14 protein-coding genes are annotated in these 17,034 nt (G+C 46.4%); 6 read left to right on the top strand and 8 right to left on the bottom strand.

The window, feature by feature from the left end; translation table 11 throughout:
* Positions 1–35 precede the first annotated feature (35 nt).
* The 3 genes from R3D00_03965 to R3D00_03955 are packed head-to-tail and all read left to right on the top strand — an operon-like array spanning position 36 to position 3,223.
* Entirely contained in the window at positions 36–2,198 is a 2,163-nt protein-coding gene (locus tag R3D00_03965; GenBank protein ID MEZ4772315.1) for a S46 family peptidase, read from the top strand.
* A gap of 9 nt (positions 2,199–2,207) precedes the next feature.
* Positions 2,208–2,786, top strand: coding sequence for a hypothetical protein (locus R3D00_03960; protein ID MEZ4772314.1), 579 nt, complete (start codon positions 2,208–2,210; stop codon positions 2,784–2,786).
* Between the two features lie 2 nt (positions 2,787–2,788).
* A complete protein-coding gene (locus R3D00_03955) occupies positions 2,789–3,223 on the top strand; it encodes an NUDIX domain-containing protein (GenBank protein MEZ4772313.1) in 435 nt (144 codons plus the stop codon).
* Here R3D00_03955 and R3D00_03950 read toward each other — a convergent pair.
* Together R3D00_03950 and R3D00_03945 are read right to left on the bottom strand one after the other, a co-directional pair.
* Complete coding sequence (locus tag R3D00_03950) at positions 3,215–3,391, bottom strand: hypothetical protein (protein ID MEZ4772312.1); 177 nt, start codon at positions 3,389–3,391, stop codon at positions 3,215–3,217. The two genes, R3D00_03955 and R3D00_03950, sit on opposite strands and share 9 nt — an antisense overlap.
* Positions 3,392–3,405: 14 nt before the next feature.
* Positions 3,406–3,933, bottom strand: coding sequence for a hypothetical protein (locus R3D00_03945; protein ID MEZ4772311.1), 528 nt, complete (start codon positions 3,931–3,933; stop codon positions 3,406–3,408).
* Between the two features lie 52 nt (positions 3,934–3,985).
* Between R3D00_03945 and R3D00_03940 the strand changes: the two genes are divergently transcribed.
* Together R3D00_03940 and R3D00_03935 are read left to right on the top strand one after the other, a co-directional pair.
* Complete coding sequence (locus R3D00_03940) at positions 3,986–5,248, top strand: CinA family nicotinamide mononucleotide deamidase-related protein (GenBank protein MEZ4772310.1); 1,263 nt, start codon at positions 3,986–3,988, stop codon at positions 5,246–5,248.
* 108 nt (positions 5,249–5,356) lie between these two features.
* A complete protein-coding gene (locus R3D00_03935; GenBank protein ID MEZ4772309.1) occupies positions 5,357–6,691 on the top strand; it encodes a dihydrolipoamide acetyltransferase family protein in 1,335 nt (444 codons plus the stop codon).
* Here the strand turns inward: R3D00_03935 and R3D00_03930 are convergent.
* Both R3D00_03930 and R3D00_03925 read right to left on the bottom strand, forming a co-directional pair.
* Positions 6,688–8,169 (bottom strand): hypothetical protein, encoded by a 1,482-nt coding sequence (locus tag R3D00_03930; GenBank protein MEZ4772308.1) that lies wholly within the window; start codon positions 8,167–8,169, stop codon positions 6,688–6,690. The two genes, R3D00_03935 and R3D00_03930, sit on opposite strands and share 4 nt — an antisense overlap.
* 1 nt (position 8,170) lies before the next feature.
* Positions 8,171–8,395 carry a hypothetical protein gene (locus tag R3D00_03925; GenBank protein MEZ4772307.1) on the bottom strand — a complete coding sequence of 75 codons (225 nt, stop codon included), beginning with the start codon at positions 8,393–8,395 and terminating at the stop codon, positions 8,171–8,173.
* 174 nt (positions 8,396–8,569) lie between these two features.
* Between R3D00_03925 and R3D00_03920 the strand changes: the two genes are divergently transcribed.
* The gene (locus R3D00_03920) at positions 8,570–10,558 is read left to right on the top strand and encodes a caspase family protein (GenBank protein ID MEZ4772306.1); all 1,989 of its coding nucleotides are present in this window, start codon (positions 8,570–8,572) and stop codon (positions 10,556–10,558) included.
* A gap of 73 nt (positions 10,559–10,631) precedes the next feature.
* Here the strand turns inward: R3D00_03920 and R3D00_03915 are convergent, their stop codons facing one another.
* The 4 genes from R3D00_03915 to R3D00_03900 all read right to left on the bottom strand — a co-directional run bounded on the left by R3D00_03915 (position 10,632) and on the right by R3D00_03900 (position 17,013).
* Positions 10,632–14,363, bottom strand: coding sequence for a PKD domain-containing protein (locus R3D00_03915; protein MEZ4772305.1), 3,732 nt, complete (start codon positions 14,361–14,363; stop codon positions 10,632–10,634).
* Positions 14,364–14,444: 81 nt separating this feature from the next.
* The gene (gene ftcD, locus R3D00_03910) at positions 14,445–15,485 is read right to left on the bottom strand and encodes a glutamate formimidoyltransferase (GenBank protein MEZ4772304.1); all 1,041 of its coding nucleotides are present in this window, start codon (positions 15,483–15,485) and stop codon (positions 14,445–14,447) included.
* 18 nt (positions 15,486–15,503) lie between these two features.
* Complete coding sequence (locus R3D00_03905) at positions 15,504–16,448, bottom strand: hypothetical protein (protein MEZ4772303.1); 945 nt, start codon at positions 16,446–16,448, stop codon at positions 15,504–15,506.
* A gap of 103 nt (positions 16,449–16,551) precedes the next feature.
* Positions 16,552–17,013, bottom strand: a complete 462-nt coding sequence (locus R3D00_03900) for a hypothetical protein (GenBank protein ID MEZ4772302.1) — start codon at positions 17,011–17,013, stop codon at positions 16,552–16,554.
* Between the last annotated feature and the right edge of the window lie 21 nt (positions 17,014–17,034).

Below are 17,034 nucleotides of genomic sequence, written 5' to 3'. Positions count from 1 at the left end.
GATTAACTTGTGCCGTGCACATTAATCAATTTACCATGCGCTTCCAACGGTTCATACACTTATTATTTATTCTATTTCTTTCCCTTCCGGTATTTGCGGGTGAAGGGATGTGGTTGCCACTGCTGCTGCAAGCCAATGAGGCGGAAATGCAGGCAATGGGAATGAAAATCACAGCTGAAGATATTTACAGTATCAACAAGTCCAGTCTTAAAGATGCCATTGTCAGATTTGGCGGAGGCTGTACAGGCGAGATGGTCTCTGCCGAAGGCTTGCTGCTGACCAATCACCACTGCGGATTCAGCTATATACAAAAACACAGTACGCTGGAAAAAGACCTTACAAAAAATGGTTTCTGGGCGATGAGCCGGGAAGAGGAAATTACTAACCCCGGACTGACGGTTACCTTTATCGTAAGAATGGAAGATGTAACCCAAAAGGTACTGAAAGACATTGACCAGGCAGCAGATGAAGAAAGCCGGAAAACGCTGATTGCGGAAAGAATTGCCTCAATCAGGGCAGAAGCCGTTCAAAATACCCACTACAAAGCAGAGATCAAACCATTCTACTATGGCAACGAGTATTACATGTTTGTCATGGAAGAATTTTCGGATGTGCGCCTGGTAGGCGCCCCGCCTATTTCGATCGGGAGATTTGGCGGAGAAGCAGACAACTGGTTATGGCCCCGGCACAATGGCGATTTTTCCGTCTTCCGTGTATATTCCGGTCCCGATGGAAAACCCGCCGACTATTCCCCGCAGAATATTCCGCTCAAACCCCGCCATTTCCTCCCCATATCTATGGAAGGGGTGGAAGAAGGTGATTTTACGATGGTGTATGGTTTTCCCGGAAGCACACAGCAATACCTCCCATCTTATGCCGTAGACATGATCGTAAATGTACAGGACCCGATACGCATTGATCTACGGGAGAAACGACTCCGGGTATTAAATCGCGAAATGAAAAAAAGCGACGCTATCCGCCTGCAATACGCAAATAAGGAAAAAAGTATCAGCAATGGATATACGAAATGGAAAGGCGAAGTCAGGGGGCTGACCCGCAACCATACTGTTGAAAACAAACAAATATTTGAACAGGAATTCATGCGCCGGATCAATGCCAATCCCGACTGGCAAAAAAACTACGGCAATATCCTCTCTGATTACGAATCCTACTATCAACAACTGACCCCCGCCCTAAAACAAATGCTGTTTTTCCAGGAAGGCGGTGACCAGATCGAACTGATGGATGTCGCGTGGAAACTGGCAGAAGGCCTGGGTGAAATCCTCGAAACCCGCAATGATGAGCGGAAAGAAGAGGAAATAGAAAAACTCCGGCGCTATGGACGGAAGTTTTTCAGGGATTACAATCCCGATATAGACCGGGAGACGATGGGGCTGATCCTGGAATCCTATTTCAAATATTTTAGTGAAGACGAATTGCCCGCTCTGATTCCCGTAATCAATGAGCGTTTTGGCGGAGATTTTCAGGCCTATGCCACCTATGTTTTTGACAACAGCAAGTTTACCTCTGAGCGCAGTTTTAATGAGTTGCTCAACAACTTCGATGCAGAAGCTATACAAAGCGACCCAGCCTTCGGCCTGATGTCGAGTCTGTATCAAAATTATTTCCGCTTCGCACCACAGTACACCTCTCTAAATCAGAAAGTCGAACAACTCAACCGCACGTATATGAAAGCCCTCCGGGAAGTTTTTCCTGAAGAGCCTTTTTATCCTGATGCCAATCTCACCCTGCGCGTTACCTATGGCAAAGTACAGGGCATGAAACCCAATGATGGGGTGAACTATAAATATTACACCACCCTCGGCGGAATTGTAGAAAAAGGCATCCCTGGAGACTATGATTTTGATATTCCATCCAGGCTGGTTGACCTTTACCATGCCAAAGACTTTGGACCTTATGCCCATAAAGATGGAGAGTTGCGGGTGTGTTTTATCGGGTCCAATCACACTTCCGGCGGAAATTCCGGTAGTCCTGTGATCAACGGCGAAGGGCAGTTGGTAGGACTCAATTTTGACCGGAACTGGGAAGGAACCATGAGCGATGTCAATTACGATATCAACCAGTGCCGCAATATCAGTGTGGATATTCGATATGTGCTGTTTGTGATAGACAAATTTGCCGGCGCCGGTTATCTGATCAAAGAGATGAAGCTGGTTGGAATGGCGCCCAATGAATAACCCGGAATTATGACTTTACATCCTTTATTTTTGGTTGCTGTCTGGATGACAATTTTCCAACCCCAACAGCAGACAGTGGAGAGCAATCCGTTGCGCCGCTTTCATGGTACGTGGAAAATGGTGCCAGGCAGCCTCAAATCTGAACCTGTTCCTGATGGCATTGACCCGAAGTCCATTACCCTGGAAGTAGTATGCCGGGAAGGAGCAGACGGGCTCTCCATGATCTGCGAATACAAGGGAAATAAGACCTTTATTACCGACCAGGGACGTATTCCCTTTCTTTCTGATGGCTCAGAGATGCTGGTTTACGAACCCAACAGTAAGATTATCTACAAACTGGGAGTTACCAAAAATCACTCAAAAGTGGTAGAAATGACCGGGACGTTTGTCCATATAGGGAAAGGTACATTTGAAAACGAAAACAAGCTGCTACTGACAGAATACATAGCAGGAGGCCAGACGCCGGCAGGTCAGCATATTTATATCTGGGAATCCGAAACAATTATCAGGGAGTATTCGGTTTACTTTGGTGAGGACGGAGAAAAAATCAGCGAGTCGTCCTGGACACTGGAAAAAACCGACAACTGAATATGGAATACGAAAAGTTACCAGCCCCGCGTCCTCTGGCTACGGTTGGCGGACTGATTTTTAATCCGGAGGGAAAAATTCTATTGGTACGTACTCACAAATGGTCGGATCTTCTCGGCACACCGGGCGGAAAGATGGAATACGGAGAAACGATGGAGGCGGCATTTATCCGTGAAGCCAAAGAGGAAACCAATCTGGACATCTTCGATTTAGAGTTTATCCTGATTCAGGATGCCTACAACCACCCCGAATTTTACCGGCCAAGCCATTTTCTGCTGATAAACTTTACGGCCAGGACCCATTCTACCGAAGTTATCCTCAACGACGAAGCCTACGCGTACCATTGGGTGGGGCTTGAGGAGAGCCTTGGACTCGATCTCAACCAACCGACGCGCGTGCTGGTAGAGGCGGTGATTGAGCGTCAGGTTTCACTTTAGTATAGCTTTAACTTCCGGCAAAATCAGCTTTACCCATTCTGTATACATTTTACCCGAAGGATGAAGCCCGTCGCTGGCTACCAGTTCCGGATCGTCCTTGGCAAGCCGGGAGATTTCTGTGATATCAAAAAACCGGACGCCCCGCTGTTCGCAGATATTTTTTGCCATCAGATTATAATTGTCTATCTCTTCTGCGATTTTGGCGGGATTCCGGCCTGCCGCAAACGGCGTAACTCCATAGTCTGGTATAGACAGCACAAAACACAGTTGAGATCTTCTCCGGCAAATCCCAGCGCAGTATCCAACAAGCGCCCAAACTCCGTCTCGTATTTGGCAATAGGATATCCACGATACTGGTTATTCACCCCAATCAGCAGGGAAACCATTCCAAAAGTATCAGCCAGCGGCGTTTTTCGTATCGCTTCGATCAGTTCGTCAGTAGTCCAGCCTGTTCTGGCAACAATCTCCGGCTTTTGCAGTTCTATCCCCAAAGCAACCAAAGAATCGCGAAGCTGTACCGGCCAACGGGAAGACTCCGGTACATTTTGTCCGATCGTATAAGAATCGCCCAATGCAAGGTAGGTTTGCGGAAAGGAAACTACCTGCATGGTATCAGATTCTGATTTGGTCAGCACGGGTTCCGGAGGATTCACACAACCGAAAAAGCTGATGAAAAAAATTGAGGGTAAAAGAAAAAACATTGATTTCATCTGTTTTTATTCGTGATACTAAATTCTAACTTCAAGCGGGAAAAAAAGTTGTTTGACTAAAGTATTTTTTATGACGAAGGTTTCGATGATCACGATCGGTACAGAATTGCTGAAGGGCCGTATTGTCAATACAAATGCCGCAGAAGCCGGACTGATTCTCAGGAAAAATGGATATTCTCTGGACAGGGTCGTTGCGATTGCCGACACCCGCGAAGCCATCCGCGATACGGTTGAAGCGGAGCTGGCGCAAAACGATATTGTCCTTGTTTCGGGAGGATTAGGTCCAACCAAAGACGATATTACCAAACACACCCTTGCAGAGTTGTTTGACAGCACACTCGTAGAGCATCAGCCTACGCTTACTTTTCTTGAAGAACGATATGCCAGCCGAAACCGGCCGATGACTCATCTGACACGCCTTCAGGCTATGGTTCCGGATGTATGTCAGGTAGTACCCAACACGCAGGGAACGGCCCCGGGGATGATGTTTCATCGGGAAGGGAAACTGCTCTTTTCCATGCCGGGAGTACCTTTTGAAATGCTTCATATGCTGGAACATGGGGTCATTCCACAGATGCAGGCACATTTTCCGGTACAGGCATTTCTCCATCGTACCGTCAGAATCACGGGAGTGCCCGAGTCTGTAGCTGCGGAGCGTATGGAAACCATAGAGCCGCAGATTCCCGGTTCTATCGAAATCGCTTACCTGCCCCGCAATGACGGTCTCTGGCTGGAGTTGTTTACACAGGTTCCTGAAAACGAGGCCGCCAGTGCCGAAGCCGCACTTGACCAAAGCGCACAATTAGTAAAAGATCTGTTTGCCCACGAAATTTATGCTTTGGGAGAACAGCCTCTGCCCAAAGAAATCGCAGACATTTTTCAGAAAAAAGAATTGACGCTGGCGGTAGCAGAAAGCCTAACCGGCGGTATAATTTCAGCGATGATTGTGTCCATTTCCGGCGCCTCCAGTTTTTTCAGAGGTTCGGTCACCGCTTATGCCGTTCCTGTAAAAATTCAGGTATTGGGCATCCCCGGCGATATGATTGAGAGAAATAATGTAGTGTCAGAAGCTGTAGCAATCGCAATGGCAGAAGGTGTGAGAAAACTCCTTGGAGCAGATATTGGGATCGCAACCACAGGGCTTGCCGAGCAGGATGGAGAAACCCGCCCCCATGCCTGGCTCGGATATTCCGATCGATTTGGTGTAGACTCACATCATGTTGATTTTATTTACAAAAGAAACGTTAATATAGAACGAGCTGCCAATGAAGCGCTGAAGTTATGTTTGAAAAATGTCCGTACTCGTTTTGAGTAACGTATGATTTTTGAGTAGCTTTGAGATTTCATTTTTGAAACAGATTCAACATAACATCTGTTTTTGAAAGATTGCCGGAAAATACGATTGTATCAAGAAGAAGAAGTTATGGCAAAATTTGAGCTTATCATGCCCAAAATGGGCGAAAGTATAATTGAAGCGACGATCCTCAGCTGGACGAAAAAAATCGGCGACCCGATCGAGCAGGAAGAAACCGTACTGGAAATTGCGACAGATAAAGTTGACTCCGAAGTTCCTTCACCCGTTGATGGGAAATTGTTGGAGCAGCGGTTTAAAGAAGGAGATGTCGTGGCGGTAGGTACGGTCATTGCTGTCATCGAAACAGAGACCGAAGAAGATAATCCCGGCAATGGAAACGGGCATCCCACATTTGAAGAAGCAAAAAAAGAACTTGTTTCTGCAGGATCGGGTGTACCTTTCTTACCAGTTGATCAGCCTGTTGCTGAGACTGTTTCATTGTCTGGTTCGGCAAGCGACCGTTTTTACTCGCCACTTGTGCTCAATATTGCCCGGACTGAGGGCATCACAATGGGGGAACTGGAAACTATCCCCGGCTCCGGGCGGGACGGCAGAGTGACAAAAAAAGATATTCTGGCTTATGTCAGTGAGCGATCTGCAGCACCGGTAGTAACTCCGGTTGCAGCAACCACAGCAATTTCTGCTGCCCAGCCGGTAGTAGCCAAGGCACCCGCTATCACATTTTCTCATTCAGGAGAATACGACATCATTGAGATGGATCGCATGCGCAAGCTGATTGCGCAGAATATGGTAAACTCCAAACATGTCTCTGCACATGTCACTTCATTTGTAGAAGCAGATGTTACCAATATCACCGTATGGCGAAACAAGGTAAAAAATGCCTTTGAGGCCCGATACAACGAAAAACTCACCTATACCCCGATTTTCATTATGGCGGTTGCCCGCGCCCTGCGTGAACATCCTATGGTGAATATTTCTGTTGACGGCGATAAAATCCTGGTCAAAAAAGATATTAATATCGGCGTGGCCGTGGCTCTCCCAACCGACAACCTGATCGTACCGGTGATACGACATGCCGACAGATTAAATCTTGCCGGACTTTCTGCCGCAGTCAATGATCTGGCCAACCGGGCGCGCATCAATAAACTCAAGCCCGACGAACTGGAAGGCGGCACTTATACGATTTCCAATGTCGGCACATTTGGCAATGTCATGGGGACACCCATCATCATGCAGCCACAAGTGGCCATTCTCGCTACCGGTGCTATAAGAAAAATACCCGCCGTGGTCGAAACCCCGACGGGTGATATGATTGCCATTCGCCAGAAAATGTTCCTCTCACACTCTTATGACCACCGCGTTGTCGACGGCGCACTGGGAGGAAGATTTGTCAAAAAAGTCGCCGATATCCTCGAATCGTGGGATATCAACACGCCCATTTAGCCGGCAAACTTAACTTTTACTACCGAGAGAACCTTTCCCCGGTTTTGCATATAGACCATCAGTGCCTCGTCATTGTTGATCTGCTCGCAGAATCGGGGAAAAAATTGGTCACCAAACTTATAGTCATTGAGCAGCGGAATGCGCTCAGACACACGGCCGGTCATACCAATCGTATTATAGTATATGTTGATATCGCGTTTGCGGGGTTTGTATTCGTAGAAAATATAAGACCCCTGGCTACTGATCGCATTAAAATAGGAAAGTGCCGTGGGCGATTCCGATTCCTGCGCTTTGTCTACAATTGCATGCCATTCGATATTTCCATTTCCGTCAATGGAGGTCAGGATCACATCTTCATAGTGGTAAATTTCCCGATCCACCCAATACCCTGCGAGATCACGGTAGGACTGGTAGGTGATGTAAAATTTCTCTGCAATCAGCAGTACCCCGCCATCTGAACGCAGAATAATGCCATTTTCGGAGTCGAGATAAAAATTGCGCAACTCCCTTCCTCTCTGAATCTGGCTATTGGAGAGATAATTTCTCAAAAATCCCTCATCAAAAGCTTCATTTGAGTTAAGAGCTATTGTCCCATCAGGTCGAATCTGCTGAAGCACAGTACCGGCAATCTGGTCTGTAGAGCGGTTGGAGTAAAACCCGGCGACAAAAATATTTTCATCGCGGTCGAGCCTGAAAGCCAGATTGGTGATGTAGCGGTCCCCCAGTTCGATCTGAATTTCGCGGCCCTGTCCCTGAGAGATATCGTACCGGTAAACCACATATTGAAAATCAGTTGCTTCTTTGACCGTGATTGTGCGGAAAAATTTACCCAGGACAAAAATATTTCCACTATTGCTCACCCGAAGACTGACCACCTGAAAGCGATTGTCAGGGTATTTCAGTTCCATTTCACCATTTTGAACGAGATCCCCTTCATCATCAAAAATATAATAGAGAATCTGCTCCGAGTCACGCTTGTTTTTCAGGTTTTTATAACAGAGCAATTGCCTTTTGTTGGGAGAAAGCACATACTGAAGTTCCACCTTCTGTTCCTTCTGATTGGGATAAACAGAAAGCGTCTCTTCATTGGCGATTTCATTTCCCTCCAGGTCAAATCCATAATAATAGGTTTTGATTACCCCTTCTTTCAGGAAAAACTCCGAAACAAATACCAGTATATTAGAGCCAATGACTGCGACAAAGTCTATGTTCTTGCGGCCATTTTGTTCCACTACTTTTTTTGTCCACTGTTTTTTCAGGTTCTTGTCGTACTTCGTAACGCTTAAAAAACGGTTTGAAGCCAGGCTTGAAGGCCCCAGAGTAACCAGTCCGCCATCAACCGGCGAATATTCATAAAAATCAGGCTTGGGATCTCTTCGGTTGAGATCAAGTCTTGCGACGACATCTGTCTGGCCCATCAATGGAATCGAACTCAGCAAAAGCAGACCAGCCAGAATATACACACCAAAATATCTCATATTACTGCGTTTTGTTGTTTGTTACCATTTTATACGCCCTGACAAACCGAAAGATTCCATAGGCAAGGAGCATCGCTCCCAGAATAAAATGGAAAACAGCAGGATTGCTTTGTAATGAAGAAAAATAGGCCGGAACATTCAGTGGTTGTTTCCACATAATAAATACTCCGGTGAACATAAAAAATACACTCATAAATAGTCCAAGATATCCAACAATTTTTTCCATAGTTAGTAGTCTGTTATTTCCGGGATAATTTCATAATTTTTTCTATCAATCAACAGAATTTGGGACAATCTTTGCATAAAATCTGCTTATATTTAGATTATAGATTCACCCATATACACCCCACCCCTAAGGAATCCTCTATGAAACAATGATCTACACTAAACTGTAGGAATTATGAATAGGTTGTTTTTTTATCTTTTTGCCACACTTTTGATGTGGTCAGAGGTTTTTGCGCAGGAAACATTCACCAAAATCTATGGTGGGAAACAAGACGAACACGCCATGTCAGTCATTCAGTCACGCGATGGCAATTATGTCATGGCCGGCTTTACTTTTTCTTATGGAAAAGGAAAAAGTGACGTTTGGGTGATGAAAGTGGACCGCTATGGAGAAGAAATATGGAGAAGGTTTTTGGGAACCCCTGACTTTGACTGGGCCAATGCCCTGATTGAAACGCGAGACGGAAACTATGTGGTTGCCGGTTATACCCGCAACTCCAATGCGGGGCAGAGCGATGCCTGGGTTTTCCAGTTAAACCAATTTGGAGAGGGCATGTGGTCAAAAACCTATGGAGGCGCTTATGACGAAGAGGCCAAGTCCATTACACAAACTGCCGACGGGGGGTTTGCGGTTACCGGTTTTACCTATTCCAACAGCAAAGGAGAAAGTGATGTATGGCTCCTCAGGCTCAATGCTGTAGGGGAAGAACTCTGGCAGGAAACTTACGGCGGACACGGTGTGGAGATGGGGTATTCTATTGTAGAAACCCGTGATTCAGGGTTTTTGATCGGCGGTTATCAGTCTTATGACACGGTCAACAGAGCAGACATGCTGCTGATCAAAGTGGATCGTAAAGGCAAAGGATTATGGAGACGGGCGTTGCGTTCACCCGGAAATGACATAGTTGAAGTCGTGCAGGAAACACCCGATGGAGACTATCTTGCGGGAGGATGGGCATTTATGCCTGAAAAAGGGGATTTGGACGGGAAAGTAGTACGGCTCACAAGCGGCGGGAAAGTACTATGGGAGCACACGTATGGCGGAGAGGGAAAAGACGCCTTTTACGATATGATCCCCGCCAGCGGCGGCGGGTTCATTCTATCTGGTCAAACCGGATCATTTAGTAAAACTTCCGATGTCTGGATCCTCTGTATTGCCTCAGATGGCACCATGCTTTGGCAAAAACGAAGCGATGGCGGCCAAAATGACTACGGTCACTGCATTGCCCAGGCCAATGATGGCGGGTTTGTCATTGCCGGAGGCACAAAAAGTTACAAGGCGGAAGGCGCAGATATGTACCTCCTGAAAACAGATGCAAGAGGTAATTTTGGCGAAGGCCCATTTGTAGCAGAGACCATTACCCCCGACAACACCAGCAGGCCCGTAATCAGTTCCCAACCCGACATTTTCAAACCCAACCTGTATATCCTCGCTATGGGTGTCTCCGAATATGAGGATCCCTCCGTAAGTCTAAGCTATGCCCATTCTGACGCTTCAGCACTTGCAGATAAATTTGCCAGCCTGGAAGGCACATTATACAACAAAGTGCAGGTGCGCAAGTATCTCAACAAAGACGCTACACTTTTCAATATTAAAACCGGAATATCCTGGCTGGAAAAAGAAGCAACGCAAAAGGATATGATCGTGGTATTCATTTCTTCACATGGCGCACTTGACAACAAAGGCAATCTGTATATTCTCCCAACAGATTTTGATGCTAATAATCTATTTGCGACAGCCCTCAATATCAGAGACCTGACCGAAGGAATGAACGGCACCCCATGCAAAAAACTTATTTTCCTCGATGCCTGCCATAGCGGCCAGTCAGGGTACGACCTTTTCGAATTTGCCTCTATCAAAGCAACGCACATCAACAAAGCGGTAGATGAGCTGATGGAAAAAGAGCCGGGCGTTACGGTTATGACTTCTTCCAGCGGGAAAGAGTTTTCCTATGAAAACCCTGCATGGAAACACGGTGCCTTTACCAAGGCGATTCTGGAAGGACTCAACGGCGGGGCGGATTTTAATAAAGACCGTGTAATCAACCTTTTTGAGTTAAATCTTTATGTAACCGAAAGGGTAAAAGAACTCACCGGCGGCAAACAACACCCATTCACGCCGATCAACCTTTTTGGTGATATTCCGCTTTTTGTACTGGACTAAAACCTATCCATATAAACAAAAAAAGCCGAACCATATGGTCCGGCTTTTTTTATTGACTCAGTTTCAATAATGATTATTGAAGTTGAATGCGTTTGTGGGTGACTCCCTGACTGCTTATGATCTGGAGTACATATGAGCCACGTGCAAGATTGTCGGAAAGATCCATACGGTGAGTGAAAATACCGCGGACGCTACCGATTTTTTCTTTCACGACCTGCTTCCCTTCTACTGTTGAAAGAACGATCTCAACATCTTCGAGGTTTAGCTGGTCAAATCTGATATCAAATACACCTTGTGTCGGGTTTGGATATACACTTACTTTCGCGGCAAGCAGGTTGTCTTCAATACCTACCTGAGAAATCAGAATGGTATCCGTAACTGTAGTCGAACCACAATCGTTGGTAACAGTCAGACTCACTACAAATTGGGCATTGGTGGTATAGAGATTTGTAGGATTCTCATCCGTACTCGTATTGCCATCACCAAAATCCCATGCGTAAGAAGTACCGTTTGGCGTCATGTTGGAGAAGTTTACAGCTGCACCTACTGTACCATAATCAAATGCTGCTGCGGGCAGCGAATCTGTATTTGTAATGGTCAATACAGGAGAAACCAGCACACAACCATTCGCATCGGTGATTGTACCTACGTAGGAACCTACACCCAGACCGGAGAGATCTTCGGAAGTAGCGCCGTTGTCCCAAAGGAAGCTGTAAGGTGCTGTACCACCGGCAACCGAAATAGAGATCGAGCCATCGGTATCATCAGGACAAGCTACATCTGAGAGCGCATCAAGTGCTACAGAAAGGCTGTCAGGCTCGCCCACTGTCAGATCGGGAGAAACTAGTACACAACCCAGAGAGTCGGTGATTGTACCAGTGTATGTACCTGCGGCCAGTCCGGTAAGGTCTTCAGTCGTAGCACCATTGCTCCAGCTAAAGGAGTAAGGAGCAGTACCACCTGCTACGGTAATTGAGATTGAGCCATTGGCATCTCCGGCACAAAGCGCGTCAGACAAGGAGTCCAATGCAACAGCAACAGCTGTAGGCTCTGAAATAGTAACAGCATCTGTAGCCTCACAGCCATTTTCATCGACAACCGTTACTGTATAAGAACCTGCGGGGAGGCCGGTTGCTACCTGAGTATTTTGAGCCGGGCTTGTATTCCACTCATATAGTAGAATACCCAAACCACCGGTTGCGATGGCAGTAGCCTGTCCGGTAGAATCGCCGTTACAATTTACATTGTTGTCAAGCGTAGCGGTTACACCTGGTACACCTGCAGGAACGCTCAGCAGAATCGTATCACTGGCAGAGAAGCCGAGGCTATCTACCACGCGAACCCAGATTTTCTGAATAGTATCCACACCACTGGCATTTGCAATCGTGATCGAAGAAGTAGTATCACCGGTTGACCAGTCATACACATCGGCAACTACACCTGCGGAAAGGGTAGCTCCGATACAAACGGTCATAGAGTCGGGACCTAATTGTACTTGAGGAGGAACGCCAATTGCAAAGTCATCAAATGCAAATCCGTCATCATTTCCTGATGCATCAGAACCGAAGGCTATGCGGAAACGAACACTAGGCTGACCGATAACTGCACTGTCGAGTGCGTGTTGCGCCTGTCTCCATCCGTTGGAACCATTGCTGGAGTTGACACGCCCTGACCATCCGGACTGTTGGCCTCCGGGAGCACTATTGATGGTATTGTCAGTGTACCAGTTGTTGGGATCTCCAAAACCACCGATATTAGTCCAGGTGGCACCTTCGTCATTGGTTGACTGAAGTACGGCACCATCCCAGCTAAATTCTGTCTCCCACCAGACTTTGAGCGCTACGGCCGAATTGGCAGGCGCAGCAGACATATCAAAACATGGAGATACTACTTCTGAGTTTTCGTTGATGGGATATTCACCAGTTAAACCGCCGGTTATCCATGCATTGCTACCGGAAGCGGCGCCGATAATCACAGCCTTCGCTGGTGTACCTAATGCCCATGAGGAATTTGTTCCACCTGCTGTCCAGAAACCATTGCCATTTTCAAAATCCTCAAAATATGGCATAGTCGAAATAGTCGGAATATTTAAAACGGTACCAAATACCGTATCATTTGCGGCAACCTGATCACCCAAAGTCGTTGCTCCTGCAGCTACAAAGTGAGGACCCACAACAGAAAAATCTGCTTTAGCAATAAAGGTATAGGTGTAGGTATCACCGGGGTTTAACAGGGCAGTAACAACCTCAGGGGTAATGACCGGGCCACCATCAACTGAATATGCAGCAGCAAAACCTGCGATTGCCTGGGTGCCTTCATTTTTAACAATGATTGTTACATCAGAAGAATCGCTCAATCCGCAAGCATCAGCAGGTAGCTGAATAGATGTAGTGGCCAGGTCTATCGGAACAATATCCTTGATCGAAATTTCGTCCAGCGCAACGTCGCCCAAAAAGCCGCGAACGGTAGCAGTAAAACGAACCGATACAACTGAACCGATAAATGCCGCCAGATCAAGTGTATCTGTAATATAAGGGTCTGCTGTAGCTGTCTGCTGCTGACCGAGCAGAGACAACAATTTCGTAGTGGTACCGCCACTGGTGATTTCCACTTCGAGGGAGTCGATATCTGCACCAAACATGTGGTAGGAGAATATCAGATTAGGCGCAATGGCTGTAGTAAGGTCAATACAATCAGACACCAACTTTCCTTTCCATCCGCTAAACGGAGCACCGGAAGATTCGATATAGATATATTTTCCAGGGCCATTTTTATCTCCCGAAGGACCTGTAGGAGAAGATGGGGTAGTGCCGGAGTTTACCCTCCATGCGACTGTACCTGTTGGATCATTGGCAAAGTTTGGGAAAACCGTTACGCCATTGCCATAAGCGTCAAAATTCTCCGATACAGGCAGACCTTCAGGAACAAAATGTTCGGCGGTTGTTGCCGCTGAGTCATTGGCTGTTATGCCATCACCGGCAAGCATGGTGAATGCGTCGATGGAATATACACCGGTCGCAGAAAGGTCAGCTGTACCTGTAAAAGTATAGGTATCTACACCTCCGGGTGCGAGAGAACCTGTATAGGTTTCCATTACCGGTGCTCCGCCATTTACAGAGAACCCAACCGGAATACTGGTCTGCGTAACAGCGCCGAAGTTTTTAAGCGTGACCGATACGGTTTCTGTAGCAGAAAGCGCGCATCCATCACCAGGCTGATCAACGGAAACTATACCAACATCATTTGCTACAGGTGCAACCACCTTTACATTGTCCACAATCCAGTACCAGGAATAATCTCCTGTCCAGCGAAAGCGCAACTGAGCATTGGCATTGCCAGCTACCTGTAAAGAAATATCAACCGCTTCTGATTGAGGATTGGCAGTAGTAGAAGCGCCTCCGGATGCAACAGGCACCCAGTTCACACCATCAAATACTTCCACCGCCCATCCACCGCCAAAACCTGCCTGAAAGTAGTGATCCCAGGTAAGATTGATCACGGTGAGGCCTGTACCATCAAATACAGGTGATGTGAGCACAACGTCTTCTGCCCCACCGGCCGAGGAATAGTTGTCACTGTCAAAAATAGCCGCCGGGCTGCTAATAGGGGCATTTAAAGTACGAGCGCCCGGGTTGTTAAAACGCCATGTGTCGAAAGTAGGATCGCCAACTAATGTGGCCTGTGTCCAGCCGGCAGGAGGCGTAGAGCCTGTACCAGTTGCAAAATTTTCGTCTAGCAGGATTTGTCCATTTGTGACAAATGGAATTAAACACAACCCTACCAATAAGGTAAATAGATGCTTCATAAGGTTTTTTGGTAAAGATTACGGATTCTGTGCACTATAATAATTGGTCAATTTACGAATAAAGTAAAAATCATCCAATTCTTACATCTTTTCCAACCGGTATTCTATAACTTTTTGCTCCGGCACAAATGGAACCACTGCCGAAAGACCCATTACCTGTACTGCGATATTTACGTATTCTGCTTCGGATAAAACACCATCCTTATGTTCTCCCATTTTTTGAAAATATTGCCCTGCGTCCAGCATACATTTCAACGGGATCATACCGATCAATTCAGCCCCAGTAACGTGAATACCATGCAACTCAGCACTTTCACAGACTGCCTCAAAAAGCCGATGCAGCGGTGTGATTTCAAGATCTGTAATATTCGTAGATACCTGAGCCAGTCCATATTCTTCCACATACCATCCAATCGCTTTTACCCCTTTGCATTTACCGGGAATTCTTACCGCCTTTCCAGAAGCATCTTTGACAATTTTGCCGTCAATTCGCTTAAATCTCCCACTCTCCCGAACGTCCGCAGCGACCTCTCCGGCAAGTGCTACCGAACGGGTACTGAGGTTAATATTAAAAGCAAGTAAAAAGTCGCGAACACCGATCACCGTCTGGCCGGGTCCCGGCTGAAACTCCTGCGGTCCATAATCAGGCACCCAGTCAGGTTGAAGAATCTTTTCCCGAAATCCTTCATACTCTCCCGCCCGGATTGTTTCGAGCTTTTTCCGCTCGGCACGGAGAGCCGTTTTTTCATACAAATACACCGGAATATTCAACTCCTCTCCTACCCTCTTTGCGAGCTGGTGAGCGAAAGGAATCAGCGACTCGAAATCTATACCATTTATAGGAACCAACGGGCAGACATCTGTCGCGCCCATACGCGGATGATTGCCGGAGTGTAATCGCATATCAATCAGCCGGGAAGCCGCCTTTATACCCTGAAATGCTCCTTCCACTACGGATTCCGGCTCACCGGCAAAAGTGACCACTGTGCGGTTGGCAGAATACCCTTTGTCGACATGCATGACTTTCACCCCTGATACAGAGGCGATTTCTCCTACAATCTGATCAATGACGGCATCATTACGCCCTTCGCTGAAATTGGGGATACATTCTATCAGTGGCATTTTGGTATCTCAACGCGGTTAAGCCGCAAGATACGTCAATAGATATGACAGGGCAAGACTCACAATCAAACCAGAAAATACTTTGAATAAATCCAGCGAAATCACCTGAGTAACTTTTCGCAGAGACGGATCTTTCAACATAAAGCTGATCATATATTCCCGACCGGCGAGCAAACCCACAAATACCCAGGTAGTGCTCATCGGTATTTTGCTCCATGTGGTGAATACCAGCAAAATAATTCCGTACAGGAAGTCAATCAAGGTTGCAGACCGCACATCCGTCGTATTGGTTTTGGAGGTAACAATCTTTTGTACAGCACCTCCACGACGATAAAAAATATAGGCCAACAATCCCAACAACAGTGCTACAGAAAGCAAAAAGCTCAGATCGCTCATTTTCCTCGGCAGATATACATAAATATTTGCCAGATCCTGTATCAGCCACTGACTCCATAAAAATCCGGTAGAACACCATTGCAAGGCAGACCAAATCTTTTCTTCTCTTTCCGTTATCTCAGTATGGATAAAATGTTTTTCCAACAACCGGCTGATCACCGCATAAATCGCAGCAGCGGTACCAAAAGCGACCACATATCCCCAAACTGATTTCTCGATCATACTGCCGATCAACTGCTCCGAAAATACACTGAGAATCAGAAACGTGGTACTAACCGGAACCCCCAGGCGGGTGATCACTAGCAGGATCAGCGGTGGAAGAATATAATACCAGTGAAAAATGTCGGGTACGGGCACTTTTGAAAGTCGTCCATAGGATACGTCTCCCATATTAAACCATCCAAACAGCAATACAGCCGCCATAATAGTCGCCGTATATCCCCACAAAACATACCATTTCTTCTTCTCATTGGAACTCAGAAACGTTCCCAGTGTCTGGATCACATCATTGCCTACTACAGAGTATGCCGCGAGGCAAAATCCAGTGATCATTAAAAGAAGTTCCATAATGTTTGTTTAATGACGACGCTTTATTCAACACCTTATGAATAAGCCCCCGAAAGAAGGCTGTTAAAGATTAATATAATCTTATTCTAAGGTTATGAAATGATTACCTGCTCAGGCAATCAATCATCACACTCAACAAAAACAGGATAATACCCCGGTTGGCCGGGCGAATCCAGTCAGATTCTTCCTCCAGATTTTCACTGATATAGGCAAAAATCGCGGGCTGGGAGGTAACTTCTTCCATTTCTTCCAATACCGTTTCCAGCTCACTCGATGAGGCATCATGAAGAGATTCGAGATATCTTTCATTTTTGGCCTTCACTTCATCCAAAATGTTGTTTTCCACAGTTTTGGTTGTGCCGAAAGCTTTCCATATTACCAGTCCAAGGAAAAGCAGCAGTTCGTTTTCTTCCTCATTTAAATCGTCTTCACCCATCATCATCAGATAGGTAAACAGCAAAGGCTGCGACTCGCCAAAATCGTCGATCAGCTTTTCTATCTCGTCATCATCTTCCAGATTGCTGATCCATTCGGCAGCATTTTCTATAGCTTCTGCAGAAATCATATTGGTAGTAATTTTCAATTT

This window comes from Bacteroidia bacterium (assembly GCA_041391665.1).
Taxonomy (GTDB): domain Bacteria; phylum Bacteroidota; class Bacteroidia; order J057; family J057; genus JAGQVA01.
The sequence above is the reverse complement of the archived record's forward strand: the minus strand, read 5'-3'. Positions and strand labels throughout refer to the sequence as shown.